Source organism: Streptomyces sp. NPDC050433, from assembly GCF_044458565.1.
Lineage (GTDB): Bacteria > Actinomycetota > Actinomycetes > Streptomycetales > Streptomycetaceae > Streptomyces.
Window position 1 is genome coordinate 338,457 of the sequence record NZ_JBITIB010000001.1, and the last position, 17,389, is coordinate 355,845.

Annotated in this window: 16 protein-coding genes and 1 pseudogene; 3 read left to right on the forward strand and 14 right to left on the reverse strand. The window is 71.7% G+C overall.

The window, feature by feature from the left end:
• Positions 1-72 precede the first annotated feature (72 nt).
• The 5 genes from ACIBLA_RS01615 to afsQ1 all read right to left on the reverse strand — a co-directional run bounded on the left by ACIBLA_RS01615 (position 73) and on the right by afsQ1 (position 4,017).
• Entirely contained in the window at positions 73-276 is a 204-nt protein-coding gene (locus ACIBLA_RS01615; RefSeq protein ID WP_363246277.1) for a PspC domain-containing protein, read from the reverse strand.
• A 91-nt stretch (positions 277-367) separates the two neighbouring features.
• Positions 368-958 carry a VanZ family protein gene (locus ACIBLA_RS01620; RefSeq protein WP_363246303.1) on the reverse strand — a complete coding sequence of 197 codons (591 nt, stop codon included), beginning with the start codon at positions 956-958 and terminating at the stop codon, positions 368-370.
• 136 nt (positions 959-1,094) lie between these two features.
• Complete coding sequence (locus ACIBLA_RS01625; protein ID WP_363246278.1) at positions 1,095-1,715, reverse strand: hypothetical protein; 621 nt, start codon at positions 1,713-1,715, stop codon at positions 1,095-1,097.
• Complete coding sequence (locus ACIBLA_RS01630; RefSeq protein ID WP_399197500.1) at positions 1,712-3,343, reverse strand: ATP-binding protein; 1,632 nt, start codon at positions 3,341-3,343, stop codon at positions 1,712-1,714. The genes ACIBLA_RS01625 and ACIBLA_RS01630 overlap by 4 nt, the downstream gene beginning before the upstream one ends.
• Positions 3,340-4,017 (reverse strand): two-component system response regulator AfsQ1, encoded by a 678-nt coding sequence (gene afsQ1 / locus ACIBLA_RS01635; protein ID WP_363246305.1) that lies wholly within the window; start codon positions 4,015-4,017, stop codon positions 3,340-3,342. Before afsQ1 ends, ACIBLA_RS01630 begins: the two co-directional genes overlap by 4 nt.
• A 194-nt stretch (positions 4,018-4,211) precedes the next feature.
• Between afsQ1 and ACIBLA_RS01640 the strand changes: the two genes are divergently transcribed.
• Positions 4,212-4,991, forward strand: a complete 780-nt coding sequence (locus tag ACIBLA_RS01640) for a SigE family RNA polymerase sigma factor (RefSeq protein WP_363246279.1) — start codon at positions 4,212-4,214, stop codon at positions 4,989-4,991.
• 191 nt (positions 4,992-5,182) lie between these two features.
• Here ACIBLA_RS01640 and ACIBLA_RS01645 read toward each other — a convergent pair.
• Positions 5,183-5,952, reverse strand: a pseudogene (locus tag ACIBLA_RS01645) (uridine kinase).
• A 59-nt stretch (positions 5,953-6,011) separates the two neighbouring features.
• Between ACIBLA_RS01645 and ACIBLA_RS01650 the strand changes: the two are divergent.
• Positions 6,012-6,428, forward strand: a complete 417-nt coding sequence (locus tag ACIBLA_RS01650; RefSeq protein ID WP_363246281.1) for a hypothetical protein — start codon at positions 6,012-6,014, stop codon at positions 6,426-6,428.
• Positions 6,429-6,523: 95 nt separating this feature from the next.
• Here the strand turns inward: ACIBLA_RS01650 and ACIBLA_RS01655 are convergent, their stop codons facing one another.
• The 5 genes from ACIBLA_RS01655 to ACIBLA_RS01675 all read right to left on the reverse strand — a co-directional run bounded on the left by ACIBLA_RS01655 (position 6,524) and on the right by ACIBLA_RS01675 (position 13,131).
• Entirely contained in the window at positions 6,524-7,414 is an 891-nt protein-coding gene (locus ACIBLA_RS01655) for an aldehyde dehydrogenase family protein (protein WP_399197501.1), read from the reverse strand.
• Entirely contained in the window at positions 7,407-8,864 is a 1,458-nt protein-coding gene (locus ACIBLA_RS01660; protein ID WP_363246283.1) for an aldehyde dehydrogenase family protein, read from the reverse strand. The genes ACIBLA_RS01655 and ACIBLA_RS01660 overlap by 8 nt, the downstream gene beginning before the upstream one ends.
• Before the next feature lie 6 nt (positions 8,865-8,870).
• On the reverse strand, positions 8,871-9,848 hold the full coding sequence (gene deoC / locus ACIBLA_RS01665) for a deoxyribose-phosphate aldolase (protein WP_399197502.1): 978 nt from the start codon (positions 9,846-9,848) through the stop codon (positions 8,871-8,873).
• 86 nt (positions 9,849-9,934) lie between these two features.
• Positions 9,935-12,946, reverse strand: coding sequence for a SpoIIE family protein phosphatase (locus ACIBLA_RS01670; protein WP_399197503.1), 3,012 nt, complete (start codon positions 12,944-12,946; stop codon positions 9,935-9,937).
• A 56-nt stretch (positions 12,947-13,002) separates the two neighbouring features.
• Positions 13,003-13,131: a hypothetical protein gene (locus ACIBLA_RS01675; RefSeq protein ID WP_363246286.1), complete on the reverse strand. Its 129-nt coding sequence runs from the start codon at positions 13,129-13,131 to the stop codon at positions 13,003-13,005.
• Between ACIBLA_RS01675 and ACIBLA_RS01680 the strand changes: the two genes are divergently transcribed.
• Positions 13,130-13,765: a PH domain-containing protein gene (locus ACIBLA_RS01680; protein ID WP_399197504.1), complete on the forward strand. Its 636-nt coding sequence runs from the start codon at positions 13,130-13,132 to the stop codon at positions 13,763-13,765. The genes ACIBLA_RS01675 and ACIBLA_RS01680 overlap by 2 nt on opposite strands.
• Positions 13,766-14,215: 450 nt before the next feature.
• On the opposite strand, the gene ACIBLA_RS01685 is transcribed toward ACIBLA_RS01680, so the two are convergent.
• From ACIBLA_RS01685 to ACIBLA_RS01695, 3 genes are all read right to left on the reverse strand, one after another.
• Complete coding sequence (locus ACIBLA_RS01685) at positions 14,216-15,880, reverse strand: phospho-sugar mutase (protein ID WP_399197505.1); 1,665 nt, start codon at positions 15,878-15,880, stop codon at positions 14,216-14,218.
• Between the two features lie 47 nt (positions 15,881-15,927).
• Positions 15,928-16,758 (reverse strand): purine-nucleoside phosphorylase, encoded by an 831-nt coding sequence (locus tag ACIBLA_RS01690; protein ID WP_363246289.1) that lies wholly within the window; start codon positions 16,756-16,758, stop codon positions 15,928-15,930.
• Between the two features lie 147 nt (positions 16,759-16,905).
• On the reverse strand, positions 16,906-17,343 hold the full coding sequence (locus ACIBLA_RS01695) for a gamma-glutamylcyclotransferase (RefSeq protein ID WP_031229841.1): 438 nt from the start codon (positions 17,341-17,343) through the stop codon (positions 16,906-16,908).
• Positions 17,344-17,389: the final 46 nt, after the last annotated feature.

A 17,389-nucleotide genomic window follows, 5' to 3' on the forward strand; every position in this document is an offset into this window, starting at 1 on the left:
CGTCCGTACACACAACGGCGGGACTTCACCCGGTTCACCGGGTGAAGTCCCGCCGTTGTGTGTACAACCGTTTTACCAAGCCGTGTGCGTCGCGCTCTTCTGGCTCGGCAGGAACACCCACAGCGCGAGGTAGAGCAGGAACTGCGGGCCGGGCAGCAGGCACGAGGCCAGGAAGATCACACGCATCGTGTTCGCGGAGGTGCCGAAGCGCCGTGCCAGCGCCGCGCACACTCCACCGATCATGCGACCCTCACGGGGACGGGCAATCGCGGACATGATGGGCTCCTCAATGAGTCCGTGGAGGGAGCCTCTCGTTGTGCTCCCGATGACTCAATGGTGACCCGGAGGCGCCGGACAAAGCGTCGCTCTACGGGGCGATACCGACCCTGGTAATCGTCGGGGTCGTCCCCTGGGGAGACTCCTCCCGCAGGGTGCCCTCGTCCACGCCCCCCGCCTTCCGCCGGGCCGGCGCCCTTGACACCCCGCGCCTGCGGGTCCGTACGCGCCGCAGCCTGGCCCGTCCCGCGGGGACCACCAGCAGATGCGCGATCCCGACCCCGACCGTGTTGAGCAGCAGCGAGTCCACGTCGACGACCTGACCGGGGATGCCGGTCTGGAGAAGTTCGATCGCCAGCGAGATGAACGCCCCGGCGGCCATCGTGCGGGCCAGCGAGCCCAGCGGTGAGACGGTCAGCTTGCCGCCCGCCATGGGCAGGAGAACCCCGAGAGGGGCCAGCAGCAGAAGTCCCTCACCGATCCGCCGGGCCGCCTGGAGCGGCCCGAGGGCGAGATCGGCCTTGATGCCCGCCAGCGGCTGGAAGTTCGCCGCGGTCATCCACACCACGTCCAGCGGGCGCAACGTCAGCCACGCGACGAGCAGCAGATGCACGAGGAGGAGGATGACCCCCGCCACGCGGAAGCGGAAAGCGGCACTGCCGCCCAGACCTTGGCGCTGCACGATCCCCAAGACGCCGCCACCGCCGGAATCGGTTCCGGGGAGTTCCAAATGGAGGTCCACGTGAGACGGGTGTCACGCGGAGGGTCTGCCGGCCTCCGTGGAAGGTGCACACCCGGCCCCTGAGGTGCCCGCCTCCTCAGGAAGCGGACGGCTGCGGACCCGTCGTCGGTACGGCCGCCTCCGGGCGGCGCTTGGTCTCGTCGTCGCACCGGTACCCGCGCGCGCCGTACGCCCCCGGCCCGCCCAGCACCACCGAACCGTCCGTCGCCGCGCCCTCGGTCAGCGTGCACACGATCTGCGCCAGCGCGGCCGTCGGCAGATCCTCCGGCTGGCGGCTCAGCCGCAGCGTGCCCGGCGGATCGCCCGCGCGCGCCCCGGAGACCTGGAGCGGCCCGCGTACGTACGTCGTGAAGCCCGCCTCCCGTTCCGTGGACGACGGCTGCTCCAGCAGCTCCTCCACGAGCGCCCGTGCCACCCGCAGCCGGTCACCGAGCGCCTTCTCGCCGGGTATGGACGCCGCGCGCTCCACCGGCACCAGCTCCGACCCGCACACCAGATAGACCCGCACCGGGGCCCCCGGCTGCGCCTGGGTGGTCAGATTCCCCTCGGCCACCTCGCACGGCACCCGTGAGGGCGCCGCGCCCGCGTCCACCGGCACCGTGGTCGTCCTGATGCCGCAGCCGCCCACGGCGCCCGCGAGCGCCAGCGCGCCCGCGAGTACGGCGAGAGACCGGCCGGCCGGTGTCCTCGACCTCACTGCGTCCCGCCCCCCTCTTCCCGTATGTCGCCGTGCTCCGGTTCCCGCGAGACGTCGTGCGGCAGCCTCAGGACGAACACCGCGCCGCCGTCGGGGGCGTTGGCCGCGGTGATGTCGCCTCCGTGGATGTGCGCGTTCTCCATCGCGATGGACAGACCCAGCCCGCTGCCCTCGGACCGCGGCCGTGACGCGCTCGCCTTGTAGAAGCGGTCGAAGACGTGCGGCAGTACGTCCTGCGGAATGCCCGGCCCGTTGTCCCGTACCTCGATGACCAGCTCCCCGCCGACCGAGCGCACCGAGACCCGCACCGGCGAACCGCCGTGCTTGAGCGCGTTGCCGATCAGATTCGCCAGGATCACATCGAGCCGGCGCGGATCGAGGCGGGCCATCATGCCGCGCTCGGCGTCCAGCTCCACCGCGTCCAGCCAGGCCCGCGCGTCGATACAGGCGGTGACCTGGTCGGCGACGTCGACGTCGTCGAGGACGAGCCGCGCGGTGCCCGCGTCGAAGCGGGTCACCTCCATCAGGTTCTCCACCAGGTCGTTGAGCCTGCGGGTCTCGCTCACGACCAGCGTCACGGCGGGCGCGATCATCGGATCGAGCGTGTCCGCCTCGTCCTCCAGGACCTCGGTCACCGCCGTCAGGGCGGTCAGCGGGGTGCGCAGCTCGTGCGACATGTCGGCGACGAAGCGGCGGCTGGACTCCTCACGCGCGCTCATGTCGTCGATCTTCTTCTGGAGCGAGGCGGCGGTGTTGTTGAACGTCCGCGACAGATCGGCCAGTTCGTCCGTCCCCGACACCCGCAGCCGGGTGTCGAGCTTGCCCTCGCCGAGCTGCCGCGCCGCGTCTCCGAGCCGCTGCACCGGCTTCAGCACGGTCGAGGCCGCCGCCTGCGCGAGAAGCGCGGATCCGATGAGCGCGAGGCCGGTCGCGATCGCCAGCGACCACGCGAGGGCGTTCAGGTCCTCCCTCTCCTGTTCGAGGGAGAGGAAGACGTAACCCGTCGGCCCGCCGCCGACGATCCGCGTGCCGCCGACCAGATAGGGGGTCTGGCCACGCTGGGTGCGCTGCCAGAAGACGTGGTACGGCGAGGTGTTGCCCGAGGTGACCTTCTGCCGTTCGTTCACCGCCGTACGCAGCGACTGGGGCACGTCGTCCAGCGTGAACTCGTCCTGGTCGGAGACCCCGGCCACCGGCTTGTCCTCGGCGCGCTCACCTATCAGCACCACGCTGAAGCCCGTGCCGCTGCTCTTGGCCATCCGCTGCGCCGCGTACTCCAGTTCGGGCTGGGTCGGCCGCAGCGGCAACTGCGCGGCCTTGTCCCGCATCTCCTGCTTGAACTCCTTGAGCGCGGCAGTCTGCGTACGGGAGAGCACCGACTCGCGGTTGAGCCAGTACGCGATGCCGGACGCCGAGACGGCGGCGGTCAGCGCGACGGCCCCGAAGACGACGACGAGCCGCAGCCGCAGGCTCGTCCAGCGCAGCCCGGCGAGGAAGGCCCTCTTCCGCGAACGCCGCCGGGCCGCTCCGTCCGTGGCACCCGCCCCATCCGCGCCCGAGCCCTCGGCGCCTTCCGCCGCCTCCTGCGCGTCCGTGGAACCGCCGGCTGTGGGTTCCTCGCTGCTCACGAAGGCGCGTCCAGCCGGTAGCCCACGCCCCGCACCGTACGGATCAGCGTCGGCGACGACGGCACGTCCTCCACCTTCGCGCGCAGCCGCTGCACACAGGCGTCGACCAGCCGCGAATCGCCGAGATAGTCGTGCTCCCACACCAGCCGCAGCAACTGCTGCCGGGACAGCGCCTGTCCGGGCCGCCGGCTCAGCTCCAGGAGCAGCCGCAGCTCGGTCGGCGTGAGCTGGAGGTCCCCACCGTTCTTCGTCACCGTCATCGCCGAACGGTCGATGACCAGGCTGCCGAAGGTCGCCGAATCGGTCGACTCCCGCTCCCCGCGCCGCAGGACGGCCCGGATACGGGCGTCGAGCACCCGGCCCTGCACGGGCTTGACCACATAGTCGTCCGCGCCGGACTCAAGCCCGACGACCACGTCGATGTCGTCACTGCGCGCGGTGAGCAGAATGATCGGCAACTGGTCGGTCCGCCGGATCCGGCGGCACACCTCGAAACCGTCAATACCAGGCAGCATCACATCCAGAACGATCAGGTCTGGCCGCTGTTCTCGCAGCAGATTCAGGCCGTCCTCTCCCGTCGCCGCAGTGGCCACTCGGTGGCCCTGGCGTGACAACGAGAGTTCGAGGGCCGTGCGGATGGCGTCGTCGTCCTCGATCAGCAACAGGAAAGGCACAGAGGTCATTCTGGCCCATTGGGGGACCACAGTTCGACAGTCGGAGCGCTCCCACAGTTCCACCACATCTCCCGCCAAGGTCCGGAACCCCTGTGACAGGCCTGTGACAGTCGGCGGACAGGCCCATGAAACTGGCCCGGCAGTCTCTTGGGCAGACGGAAAAGTCACAGACTCCAGCCGACGGGGGGCGCGAGATGAACTCACTGCACAGCACGACCTCAAGCGCAGTAATCACGCGACTCCACGACGTCGCACGGAGCATCGAGAAGTCCGGCGCCGTGAACGGGCGGGGGTGCGTTCGCGGCGCCGGGCGCCAGCACAGGCCGCCGTACATCGCGGTGGTCGACGCGGCGCAGCAGCCCACGGCGGACGACGCCAAGGCTCGGGGGAGCGAGGGCGCGGCGTACGGAGAGGCCACGGGGGAGCGCACCACCGTGACGGAGGCCATGGACGCCGAGACGGCGTTCACCGCCTACGTCCAGGAGCGCCGGGCCTCTCTGTACGCCACCGCCTACCACCTGACCGGCGACCGCTTCGAGGCCGAGGACCTGCTCCAGAGCGCGCTCTTCTCCACCTACCGCGCCTGGGACCGGATCAGCGACAAGGCGGCCGTCGGCGGCTATCTCCGCCGCACGATGACCAACCTGCACATCAGCGCGTGGCGCAGGCGCAAGCTCAACGAGTACCCGACGGAGGAGCTGCCGGAGACGGTCGGCGACACCGACGCGATGCGCGGCACGGAGCTGCGCACGGTGCTCTGGCAGGCGCTCTCGCGCCTTCCCGAGACGCAGCGCACGATGCTGGTGCTGCGCTACTACGAGGGCCGCACCGATCCCGAGATCGCGGACATCCTCGACATCAGTGTCGGCACGGTGAAGTCGAGCATCTGGCGGTCGCTCCGCCGGCTGCGCGAGGACGAGGTCCTCAGCTTCGGACGTGACGAGGAAGAGTCCTTCGGCGAGCTGGTGGCCTGAAGGCAGCGGGGGGAGCAACACCCGAGGGGGAGCAACACCGGGGGAAACACCGGGGGAGAGTGGGGGGACCGGGGGAGGGGCTGCCGTTTCGGGGGAGACGGCAGGAGCAACACCGGGGGCACGGGGGTGCACCACAAGCAGGACCGGACAGGCTGGGGGGCCTGTCCGGTCTTCGCGCTTTCCGGGGCTTCTCAGCCGACCCGGGGATCCGCCCGGCGCTCGGCGGCCTCCGTGCGCGGGCGGACCGGCGTGGAGCGGTCGGCAGGAGCCGTACGGGGACGGGTGCTGCCCGCCGCGGCGTTGGCGATCCGGCCCAGCGCCTCCGCCTTGGCGCACGGATACGCCCCCAGCGCCGTCTGCCGGCCGACGATGCCGCGCTCCGCGCGCATCAGCCGCCAGCCGCGCCGCAGCAGGAACGCCACCGACTTCCGGCCCTCGCGCAGATCCCGCAGCAGCCGCCGGCGGAACGTCGTCGACGGGCGGCCCCGCAGACACAGCGCGTCGGCCAGCACCCCCAACTCCTCACAGCGCGCCACGACGTCCGCCGCGAAGATGCCCTCGGCGATGAACAGTTGCGTGCGGCCGATGTCGAGCGTCTCCGTGTCGACGCGGGAGCTGGTGGCGATCGAGTAGACCGGGACGGTCGTACGGCCCGTACGGCACAGCTCCAGGATCGCGGCCACCGCCGCGTCGGCGTCCCAGGACAGGGCGGAGTCCCAGTCGATGTCCGAACTGCCCGCCACCAGAGGCAGCGTCGGGTCGTCGCCCTCCTTGTAGAAGTCGTCGAGACGGAGCACGGGCAGGCCCGCGCGGGCGGCGAGCGACGACTTGCCGGAGCCGGAGGGGCCCGCGAGCAGGACGACACGCGCGGAGGCGGTTCGGTGGGGACTCACGGGACACCAGTGTGAGGCATGCACCCGCGCAGGGGACCCCCGCCTGCGGTGTTGGTATCGAGCGTCACATGTCAACTACTGTGCGTGTCATCCCGATTACTCGAACCCTCGCCCAGGCAGGAATCCCATGGCACGTCATACAGCTCCCACCGCCCGGCACCGCGCACTGCTGCGCGCCGGGCTGACGCTCACCGCGGCGGGTGCGGCGATCGGGCTCGGCGGCACGGCGGCGCAGGCGGCGCCCGCCGCGCCCGTGCCCGCGTCGGACCAGGACAGCGCGCTCGCCGAAGCCGGTGCGGCGGCCGGTGCGGGTCTCACGGGCGCGCTCGGCCACACCCTGGCCGGTGGCATCGGGCCGGTCAAGAGCCTTCAGCTGAACCCGCTGGCCAAGACGGGCGTCGACCCGCTGGACAACGCGGTCGGCACACAGATCGCCGACTTCAAGCCGCTGTCCACGGCCGCTGTGACGGACTCCGTCACCCAGGGCGGCGGGCTGGAGGACCTGCCGCTGGTCGGACCGGTGGTGGGGCTGCTGCCCGGCTGAGCGCGGGCGCGTGTCCGCGTACGTATACGTAAGGAGGCCCGGCCGTCACGATGACGGCCGGGCCTCCTCCTTACAGAGGCGAGCGCGGGGACGGCTCAGTAGCCGGAGCCGGACGCGCCCAGGCTGCCCGTAGGGTGCCAGACGGTCTTCGTCTCCAGGAAAGCCGTCAGGCGGCTCGTGCCGGGGTCGGCGGAGAAGTCCACCGGGTGCGGGCGAAGCACCCGCTTGAGGTTGTCCGCCGCCGCGATCTCCAGCTCCTTGGCCAGCGTCTCGTCGGCGCCGTACAGGTCGATGCCGTTGACGTCCTGGTGCGACGCGAGGGGCGTGGCCAGCTCCGCCGTACGGCCCGAGAGGACGTTGACGACGCCGCCCGGCAGGTCGGAGGTGGCCAGCACCTCACCGAGCGACAGGGCGGGCAGCGGGGAGCGTTCGCTCGCCACGACGACCGCCGTGTTGCCGGTGGCGATCACCGGGGCGACGACCGAGACCAGGCCGAGGAACGAGGAGTCCTGCGGGGCGAGGACCGTCACGACGCCGGCGGGCTCGGGCGTCGACAGGTTGAAGAACGGTCCCGCCACCGGGTTGGCGCCGCCGGTCACCTGGCCGATCTTGTCCGTCCAGCCCGCGTACCAGACCCACCGGTCGACGGTCGCGGCCACGACGGCCGCCGCCTTGGTCTTCGAGATGCCCTCGGATGCGGCCACCTCGGCCGTGAACTGGTCCCGGCGGCCCTCCAGCATCTCGGCGACGCGGTAGAGCACCTGGCCCCTGTTGTACGCGGTGGCGCCCGACCAGCCGCCGAACGCCTTGCGGGCGGCCACGACCGCGTCACGGGCGTCCTTGCGGGAGGACCGCGGCGCGTTGGCGAGCCACCGGCCCTTGGAGTCCGTCACCTCGTACACCCGGCCGCTCTCGGAGCGGGGGAACTTGCCCCCGACGTACAGCTTGTAGGTCTTGAAGACTGACAGTCGCTCGGACTCAGACATCGAGATACGCCTCCAGGCCGTGGCGACCGCCCTCGCGGCCGTAGCCCGACTCCTTGTAGCCGCCGAAGGGCGAGGTCGGGTCGAACTTGTTGAACGTGTTGGCCCACACCACGCCCGCGCGCAGCTTGTTCGCGACGGCCAGGATGCGGGAGCCCTTCTCCGTCCAGATGCCGGCGGAGAGGCCGTACTGCGTGTTGTTGGCCTTGGCGACCGCCTCGTCCGGCGTGCGGAAGGTCAGCACGGAGAGCACCGGGCCGAAGATCTCGTCGCGCGCGACGGTGTGCGCCTGCGTGACGTTGGTGAAGAGGGTCGGCGCGAACCAGTAGCCGGACGAGGGGAGTTCGCACTCCGGCGACCAGCGCTCGGCGCCCTCGGCCTCACCCGCGTCGGCGAGCGTCCTGATCCGGGCCAGCTGCTCGGCGGAGTTGATCGCGCCGAGATCGGTGTTCTTGTCCAGCGGGTCGCCGATACGCAAGGTGGACAGCCGGCGCTTGAGCGAGTCCAGCAGCTCCTCCTGGACCGACTCCTGGACCAGCAGGCGCGATCCGGCGCAGCAGACCTGGCCCTGGTTGAAGAAGATGCCGGTGACGATGCCTTCGACGGCCTGGTCGATCGGGGCGTCGTCGAAGACGATGTTGGCGCCCTTGCCGCCGAGTTCGAGCGTGACCTTCTTGTCCGTGCCCGCGACCTGCCGGGCGATGGCCTTGCCGACGGCGGTCGAACCGGTGAAGGCGACCTTGTCGATGTCCTCGTGCGCGACGAGGGCGGCGCCCGTGTCGCCGTATCCGGGAAGGATGTTGACGACGCCGCGCGGGAGACCGGCCTGGCGGCAGATGTCCGCGAAGAACAGGGCACTGAGCGGGGTGGTCTCGGCGGGCTTCAGGACCACCGTGTTGCCGGTGGCGAGCGCCGGGGCGATCTTCCACGCGAGCATCAGCAGTGGGAAGTTCCACGGGATGACCTGGCCGGCGACGCCGAGGGGGCGCGGGGCCGTGCCGCTGTGCCCTTCTGTCGTCCTCCGGCCGAACCCGGCGTGGTCGAGCTTGTCGGCCCAGCCGGCGTAGTAGAAGAAGTGCGCCGCGACCAGCGGGAGGTCGGCGTCGCGGGTCTCGCGGATCGGCTTGCCGTTGTCCAGGGTCTCCAGGACGGCCAGTTCGCGCGAGCGCTCCTGGATGATCCGGGCGATCCGGAAGAGGTACTTGGCGCGCTCGGCGCCCGGCAGCGCCGACCACTTCGTGAATGCCTTACGGGCCGCCTTCACGGCCCGGTCGACGTCCTCGGCGCCCGCCTGCGCGACCTCGGACAGCACCTCCTCCGTAGAAGGGCTGACCGTCTTGAAGACCTTGCCGTCGGCGGCGTCGGTGAACTCGCCGTCGATGAACAGGCCGTAGCTCGGTGCGATGTCGACGACCGAGCGGGACTCGGGGGCCGGTGCGTATTCGAAAGCCATCGTGTATCAGTCCACCGTGACGTAGTCGGGGCCGGAGTAGCGGCCGGTGGCCAGCTTCTGGCGCTGCATCAGCAGATCGTTGAGGAGGCTGGAGGCGCCGAACCGGAACCAGTGGTTGTCCAGCCAGTCATCGCCCGCGGTCTCGTTGACCAGCACGAGGAACTTGATCGCGTCCTTGCTGGTACGGATGCCGCCGGCGGGCTTCACACCGACCTGGACGCCGGTCTGGGCACGGAAGTCGCGTACGGCCTCCAGCATCAGCAGCGTGTTGGCGGGGGTGGCGTTGACGGCGACCTTGCCGGTCGACGTCTTGATGAAGTCCGCGCCGGCGACCATGCCGAGCCAGGAGGCGCGGCGGATGTTGTCGTACGTGGACAGCTCGCCGGTCTCGAAGATCACCTTGAGACGGGCGGCGCCGCACTCGGCCTTCACGGCCACGATCTCCTCGTAGACCTTCAGATAGTGGCCCGCGAGGAACGCGCCGCGGTCGATCACCATGTCGACCTCGTCGGCGCCGGCGGCGACGGCGTCCCGTACGTCCGCGAGCTTCACGGCCAGGGCGGTACGGCCGGCCGGGAAGGCGGTCGCGACGGAGGCGACCTTCACCTCGCTCCCGGCCAGCGCGGCGACGGCGGTCTCCACCATGTCCGGGTAGACGCAGAGCGCGGCCGGCCTCGGGACGGTGCGGTCGGTCGGGTCCGGGTGCAGGGCCTTGGCGGCGAGCGACCGGACCTTGCCGGCGGTGTCGGCGCCTTCGAGGGTCGTCAGGTCGATCATCGAGATGGCCAGGTCGATGGCGTACGCCTTGGCCGTCGTCTTGATCGAGCGCGTACCGAGCGAGGCGGCGCGCGCCTCCAGGCCGACGGCGTCGACGCCGGGCAGTCCGTGGAGGAACCGGCGCAGCGAGCGGTCGGACGCGGTCACGTCGGCGAGGGGGGCACCGCCCACGGCGGAGCCTGTGGGCGAGGGTGCAGTCGTGGGCATGGTCACCACATGAGCATATCTACGCGCGTAGCGGCATGTACAGGGGGTCGGCCTTCCGCATCGCCTCCTCAAGGAGGCGCGGGCGGTCAGTCGGCGACGGGAGGGGTGTCAGGCGGGTCGGCAGGCAGCGGCTGCTCGGTCCAGATGGACTTGCCCGCCGCGGTGTAACGGGCGCCCCAGCGCTGTGCGAGGGCGGACACGAGCTGCAGACCGCGCCCGTTCTCGTCGGTGGCGGAGGCGCGGCGGACGTGCGGTGTGGTGAGGCTGCCGTCCGAGACCTCGCACACCAGGGTCCGGCCGCGCAGCAGCCGCAGCCCCACCGGGCCCTGCGCGTGCCTTATGACATTGCTGACCAGCTCGCTGGCGAGCAGTTCCGTGGTCATGACGAGATTGTCGAGGTGCCAGGCGTCGAGCTGGGTACGGATGTGCTCCCGCGCCTGGCCCGCGGCGAGCGGATCCTGCGGCAGCTGCCAGGTGGCGATGTCCTGGGCGGCCAGCCGGCGCAGCCGGGCGATGAACAGGACGGCGTCGTCCGCGGTCTGCCCGGTCTGCGCACCGGTGGGCAGCATCGCGGAGACGACGGTGTCGCACAGCTGGTCCAGGCTCAGGTCGCCGTCCGCGCGTACGGCGGCGGCGAGCACACGGGCCAACTCGTCCCGACCGCGATCGATGTCCCGCTCGGCGCCTTCCACCAGCCCGTCGGTGAACAGGGCCAGCAGGCTGCCCTCGGGCATCGCCAGCTCGACGGTGTCGAAGGGCGGCGAAGCGGCGCCGAGAGGCGAGTTGGTGGGGATCTCCGGAACGTGCACCGTGTGGTCGGGGTGGACGACGACCGGCGGAATATGGCCGGCGCTCGCGAAGACGCAGACGTGAGTGGTGGGGTCGTACACCGCGTAGAGGCAGGTCGCGTAGAAGTCGTCGCCGAGGTCACTGACGAGATCGTTGAGGTGGCCGAGGATCTCGTCGGGCGGCAGTTCGAGATCAGCGAGCGTGCGTACGGCCGTCCGCAGCCGTCCCATGGTCGCCGCCTCGGACAGCCCGTGCCCCATCACGTCACCGATGACCAGGGCGACCCGCTCGGCCGACAGCGGTATCAGGTCGTACCAGTCACCGCCCACGTCCAGGCGCCGGTCGGAAGGCAGATAGCGGGCGGCGGCGCTGGCGGCGGGCGGCGAGGGCAGGTGCCGGGGGAGCAGACCGCGCTGAAGTTCCTTGGCCCGCAGATGCTCGGAGTCGTACAGCCGGGCCCGCTCCAGGGCCTGCGCGAAGAGCCCGCTCAGTGCGACGAGCAGGGTGCGCTCCTCCTCGGTGAGCAGCCGCGGCTTGTCGAAGGAGATGACGCAGCAGCCGGTGGACCGGCCCGAGGCGATCAGCGGCAGGAAGGCCCATGCCTGACGCCCGGGGGTGGGGACATCGGCCAGTGAGGGGTAGCGCATCTTCAGCTCCGCCACGGAGGCGATGAACATGGGGGCGCGGCTGGTGAGCACGTCCGACATGGGCGTGGTCGTGGTGAGCGGGAAGGAGAGAATCCTTTCGAGGTCCTCGGCCGTGTATCCGACCGAGCCGACCAGCCGCTTGTGATCGCCCTCAACGGCCACGACGACCATGCCGGTGGCGCGGAACGGCTGGATGACATGCTGGGCGACGGCCTCCACCACGTCCTCGGTGGTGAGCGCTTCCGCGAGTGCCGTGGTCAACTCGGCGATGCGGGTGGCCCGTTCGGCGGTGGCCCGATCCGTGGTCGTACGCTCCGCCTCCCGCTCCCGCTTCTCGGTGACGTCGGTGAGGTAGACGGTGAGGCCTCCGGGTACAGGGACAAGACGCAGGTGGTACCAGCGCTGGTTGGCCGGTGACTGGACGTCGAGCCCGACCGGCCGGTGATCCGCGACGGCCTGCCTGCAACGGTCCGCAAGAGCGGGCGCGCGGGCGAAGGGGATGTCCCAGAGCACCCGGCCGAGCACTTCGCCCGAGTAGCCGAGCGCGCGCGTGGCCTCGATGTTGATGTAAGTGATCCGCCAGTCGGCGTCGACCGCGAGGAACCCGTCGCTCATGTGCCGCAGAGCGTGGTCCACGGATTCGCGGGCGGCATGGGTCTGCGTCGTGTCCCACACCGTGCCGACCATGTGGAACGGCTCCCCGTCCTCGTCGAGGATCACCCGGCCGCGTGCCTGGGCCCAGCCGGACGTCCCGTCCGGGCGGCGCACGCGGTACTCGACGCCGTACACGCTCCGGGTGCGGATCGCTTCGTCGGTGTCGACCATCACCCAGGGCAGATCCTCGGGATGGACCAGATCGAGCCATGTCTCGATACGGTGATCGAAGGTGGCCGGGTCGACGCCGAGCACCGTCATAGCCGACTCGTCCCAGTTCAGCTCACCCGTCTGGATGTTCCAGTCCCAGGCGCCCACCCTGACAGCCTTGAGGGCCTGCCGCAGATGGGAGCCGCCCGGCCGCTCCGGCCGCAACTCGGGGTTCGCGCCGCGCGGGGCCGCGAGAGAGCGCGCCAGACGCCCGGCGGCCCAGCGGGCCACCTCCTCAAGGAAGGCGCGCTGCTCGGCGGTCGGCGCCTCGCCGGTGGGCGTCAGCACCGAGAGCACGCCGATCGGGCCGTGCGGTGCGGTCGGCGCGAGCAGTGGTACGGAGGCCATACCGCAGGTGGCGAGCACGCCCAGAGCGGCGTCTTCATGGCTCGCGGAAGGCCTGGAGCCGTCCGGTGTCCCCGCGGCGGCCGGGCCGCGACCGGAGGGCGGCTGTTCGGCGAAAGCGGGCGCGGGCCGCCATACATACGCCCTGCCCAGCGCGGCACTGGCCGGGACCGTCGTCTCCTTGCCGGACAGGTCCTGCCACCCCTTCGTACCGGCCGGGGGCAGGCCGTCGGTGAGGACCAGGCGCAGCCCGGCGCCCTGCCACGGGCTCCGCAGGTGCACCATCCCGCCCGGTCCGCCGAGGCCGGCGACCGCGTGGTGCAGCGCGCAGCGCAGCGCATCCGTCTCGGACGCCTCGTCCCCCACCGTCGCGAGCAGCCGCAGACGATCCGTCGGCGATCGTGCTCCCGTCGGCAGCGGACCTTGTGTGTCACGTCGTCCGTTCACGGTCATGCACTCGCCTGCCAATCGACCGGGATCCTGCCACGAGCCCGTACCGCAATTGTCTCTCAGCGCCGGTTCCGCGGCGAGCAGGCGGTGGGGAAGCGGCGAGCAGGCCGGTCCGGGCCGTGCCGTACGGGGCCCAGCTCGGTGGTCGGCTCCGGACTGTCGGCGGCGTACGGCAGAATCGAAAGCATGAAGAGTCCCGATCAGTCCTCCGAGCCGGCCTACGCAGAGCGCGTCTTCCGGTCGCCCGCCGGTATCGCGGGCGGTGCGCTGCTGCTCGCGCTCGGCGCGTGGATCGGGATCGACGCGGTGGTCCGGGGCGAGGGCAGGACGCCGTGGCTCGCGCTCGCGGGCCTGCTGCTCGCCGTGCCGCTCGTGGTGGCCTTCACCATCCGGCCGGCGGTGTTCGCCGACGACGACCGGCTGCGGGTCAGGAACCCGTTCCGCAGCATCGTCGTGCCGTGGGCGTCCGTGGACGACGTAAGGGCCGGGTATTCGAGCGAGGTGCTCACCAAGGACGGCGCGAAGTACCAGCTCTGGGCGGTGCCGGTCTCGCTGCGCAAGCGCAAGCGCGCGGCGCGGCGGCAGGCGCAGAACGCGCACGACGACCCGCACAGCCGGACGTCGGTGAACGCCGATGTGACGGACTCGCACGCCCGGACGGCCGACGCGGACCACACGGTCGCTGGCCTGCGCGACCAGGCGGAACGCTGCGCGTCACGTCCCACGGCCCAGGGGGAGCCCCAGGTGCGCTGGGCGTACGAGGTGATGGGCCCGGCCTTGGCGGGCCTGGTGGTCCTGATCGTGCTGCTCGCGACGGGCTGACGCGCGGCCGGGCCGGCGCCCGGCGGGGGTCGCCGGACTCGGGGTCGCGAGCCCGCGCCGCAAGGGCGGCGCCATGTCCTGCCGTCAAGGGCCCGAGGGGTTCAACCGTCCGATGCCCGGCTGGACGTCTGGGCGGCCCGGCGGCAGGGAGCGTGCCGGGCACCGGGCCCGCCTCGCGGGCGGGTCTCGCGTCCCGAGGTGCCGGGTGGCTGTAGGGGGGCGTCTCGCTGATCTTGCCGGGCTCGCGGTCCCGGGCACGCACGCTCTCGTAGCCCCTCCGGGCACGGGAGGCCCCCGCGTTGTCGGAGCCGCGGTCCGTGAACGCCGGGCCGGGTCTCCGGTGCGATCGGGCGGACGACGCCACTTCGTGGACACGGCCACGGCCCTCCGGTGAACGGGCCGAAGGGCGGACGCCCGCCAGGGACACGGGCGGCCCGACCGGCCCGCCCCTCAGATACCCGCCGCCTCCGCCAGATCCCGCTTCAGGGACGTCAGCAGCTCCGCACCCCGCGTTCGCGCCGACGGCAGGTCGCTCGCGTCGGCGACCGGGATCACCGCCTCCAGGTAGCACTTGAGCTTCGGTTCCGTGCCGCTCGGGCGGACGATCACGCGGGCGCGGTACGTGCCGTCCAGGTGGTAGCGCAGGCCGTCCGTCGGCGGGAGGCCCGTCGCGCCCTCCGACAGGTCCTCGGCCGAGACGACCGACAGGCCCGCCAGGGCCACCGGCGGGTGGTCGCGCAGGCGGCCCATCGCCCGCGTGATCAGGGACAGGTCCTGTACGCGCGCCGAGAGCTGGTCCGTGGCGTGCAGGCCGTGCGCGAGCGCCAGGTCGTCCAGGAGGTCCGGCAGACCCCGGCCCTGCTCCTTCAGCTCCGACGCCAGCTCCGCGACGAGCAGCGCCGCCGTGATGCCGTCCTTGTCGCGTACGCCGTCAGGGTCGACGCAGTACCCGAGGGCTTCCTCGTAGCCGTACCGCAGGCCCTCCACGCGGGCGATCCACTTGAAGCCGGTGAGCGTCTCCTCGTATCCGATTCCCGCCGCCTCCGCGATCCGCCCGAGCAGCGACGACGACACGATCGACTCGGCGAAGACACCCGTCGTACCCGTCGCGCCCTTGTTCACCAGATGCGCCGCCAGCAGCGCGCCCACCTCGTCGCCGCGCAGCATCCGCCAGCCGCTCTCGGCGTCCGCGTCGGGGACGGCCACCGCGCAGCGGTCCGCGTCCGGGTCGTTCGCGATGATGATGTCGGGCGCCGCGCGGCGGGCCGTCGCGAACGCCAGGTCCATCGCGCCCGGCTCCTCCGGGTTCGGGAACGCGACCGTGGGGAAGTCCGGGTCGGGCTCGGCCTGTTCGGCCACCGGCACGGGCGCGGGGAAGCCGGCCCGCGCGAACGCGGCGTTCAGCGTCTCGGTACCGACGCCGTGCAGCGCCGTATGGACGACGCGCGCCGTACGGGGCGAACCGGCGCTCAGAACGGCGTCCGTGCGCTCCAGATACGCCGTCAGCACCTCGTCCCCGAGGACCTGCCAGCCACCCTCCGGGCGCGCCACCGAGTCCAGCGGACCGACCGCGTCGATCTCGGCCGCGATGTCGCCGTCCATGGGAGGCACGATCTGGGAGCCGTCGCCGAGGTAGACCTTGTAGCCGTTGTCGCGCGGCGGGTTGTGGCTGGCGGTGACCTCCACCCCGGCCACGGCGCCGAGCTGCCGTATGGCGAAGGCCAGCAGCGGCGTCGGCAGCGGACGCGGCAGTACGGCGGCGCGCAGCCCCGCCCCGGTCATCACGGCGGCGGTGTCGCGCGCGAAGTCGGCCGATTTGTGGCGGGCGTCGTAGCCGATGACGACGAGGCCGCCGCCCTGGCCCGTGGCCTTGAGGTACGCCGCCAGCCCGGCGGCGGCACGGATGACCACCGACCGGTTCATCCGCATCGGTCCGGCGCCCAGCTCGCCGCGGAGCCCGGCCGTGCCGAACTGGAGCGTGCCGCTGAACCGTTCGGCGAGCGCGTCCAGGTCACCGGCGGCGGCGTCGATGAGTGCCCGCAACTCGTCCCGCGTGTCGCTGTCCGGGTCCTCGGCCAGCCACGCCTCGGCCCGCGCGATGAGGTCTTGCTGCACTGTGGGTTTTCCTTCCTGGGCCCGCTCGGAGTTCACGCGACAAGCTCTCAGATGCGCTCAAGCACCCGCGCCAGCAGGGCACCCATCTGCGTGGCCGAGTCACGGCCCGCCTGGAGGACTTCCTCGTGGTTCAGCGGCTCGCCCGACAGGCCCGCCGCCAGATTCGTCACCAGGGAGATGCCCAGCACCTCCGCACCCGCCTCACGCGCGGCGATGGCCTCCAGCACGGTCGACATGCCGACCAGGTCGCCGCCCAGCACCCGGACCATGTTGATCTCGGCGGGCGTCTCGTAGTGCGGGCCGGTGAACTGGACGTACACGCCCTCTTCGAGGCCGGGGTCGACCTCCTTGCACAGCGCGCGCAGCCGTGGCGAGTACAGGTCGGTGAGGTCCACGAAGTTCGGGCCGACGATCGGCGACGCGGCCGTCAGATTGATGTGGTCGCTGATCAGCACCGGCTGTCCGGGCCGCATGCCCTCGCGCAGCCCGCCGCAGCCGTTCGTCAGGACGACGGTCTTGCAGCCGGCCGCGACCGCCGTACGGACACCGTGCGCGACGGCCGCGACGCCGCGGCCCTCGTAGTAGTGCGTACGGCCCAGGAAGACCAGCGCGCGCTTGTCGGCGATCGCGTAGGAGCGGAGCGTCCCGCCGTGGCCGGCGACGACCGGCGGGGGGAAGCCCGGCAGCTCGGTCACCGGGAATTCGGCCTCGGGTGCTCCCAGCGCGGCGACGGCGGGTGCCCAGCCGGAGCCCATCACCAGGGCCACGTCATGGGTCTCGGCGCCGGTGAGCTCGCGCAGGCGCACCGCGGCGGCGGTGGCGGCGGCGAAGGGGTCGGCGGATCCGTCGGCCGTGGCCGGGATAACAGATGCGTTCACGCGGAAGAGGGTAACCGTTCCTGCCCTACGCGCGTAGATGATCGACCGCACGGTCTTCGGATCGTTGTGTTGTCGTTTCCGGTAAATGTGCCGGTCAGCCGCGTGTGACAGCTCTCACGGCCGTCACCGTGCGCGTGGGGTGCCGGTTCAGCACGCGCGCTTTCGCAGTTCCATCACATAGTCGTGCGGTGCCCCGGCCGACTCCGCCGCCTCGGCCAGCTCGCCGAGGTAGCGCGCGGAAGGCAGTCCGCCCTCGTACCCGTTCAGGACGTACAGCCAGGCCGGTTCCTTGCCGTCCAGGGTGTCCACGCGCACCCGCATCCGCCGGTATATGTCGAGACCGACGCCCTCCCACCGGTCCATCGAGTCCTCGTCCATCGGCGCGATGTCGTACAGCGCGACGAAGACCTGCGAACGGGGTGCCTCCACGAGGGTGACCAGCGCACCCTCCCAGCCCATCTGCTCCCCGCCGAAGGTGAGCCGCCAGCCGTTGAGCCAGCCGGTGCCGCGCAGCGGGGAGTGCGGGGCGCGGCGGGACATCAGCCGCGCGTCGAGGTTGCCGGCGTACGCGGCGTAGAGCGACATGGGGACGAGAGTACGGGAGGGACGCGCGTGCCCGGTGAATCCCGTG

Bases quoted from the DNA above. Each gene is read 5' to 3' on its own strand.
- ACIBLA_RS01615 (WP_363246277.1), bottom strand. From the start codon at position 276: ATGTCCGCGATTGCCCGTCCCCGTGAGGGTCGCATGATCGGTGGAGTG.
- ACIBLA_RS01640 (WP_363246279.1), top strand. From the start codon at position 4,212: ATGAACTCACTGCACAGCACGACCTCAAGCGCAGTAATCACGCGACTC.
- ACIBLA_RS01650 (WP_363246281.1), top strand. From the start codon at position 6,012: ATGGCACGTCATACAGCTCCCACCGCCCGGCACCGCGCACTGCTGCGC.
- ACIBLA_RS01655 (WP_399197501.1), bottom strand. From the start codon at position 7,414: ATGTCTGAGTCCGAGCGACTGTCAGTCTTCAAGACCTACAAGCTGTAC.
- ACIBLA_RS01660 (WP_363246283.1), bottom strand. From the start codon at position 8,864: ATGGCTTTCGAATACGCACCGGCCCCCGAGTCCCGCTCGGTCGTCGAC.
- deoC (WP_399197502.1), bottom strand. From the start codon at position 9,848: ATGCCCACGACTGCACCCTCGCCCACAGGCTCCGCCGTGGGCGGTGCC.
- ACIBLA_RS01670 (WP_399197503.1), bottom strand. From the start codon at position 12,946: ATGACCGTGAACGGACGACGTGACACACAAGGTCCGCTGCCGACGGGA.
- ACIBLA_RS01680 (WP_399197504.1), top strand. From the start codon at position 13,130: ATGAAGAGTCCCGATCAGTCCTCCGAGCCGGCCTACGCAGAGCGCGTC.
- ACIBLA_RS01675 (WP_363246286.1), bottom strand. From the start codon at position 13,131: ATGCTTTCGATTCTGCCGTACGCCGCCGACAGTCCGGAGCCGACCACC.
- ACIBLA_RS01695 (WP_031229841.1), bottom strand. From the start codon at position 17,343: ATGTCGCTCTACGCCGCGTACGCCGGCAACCTCGACGCGCGGCTGATG.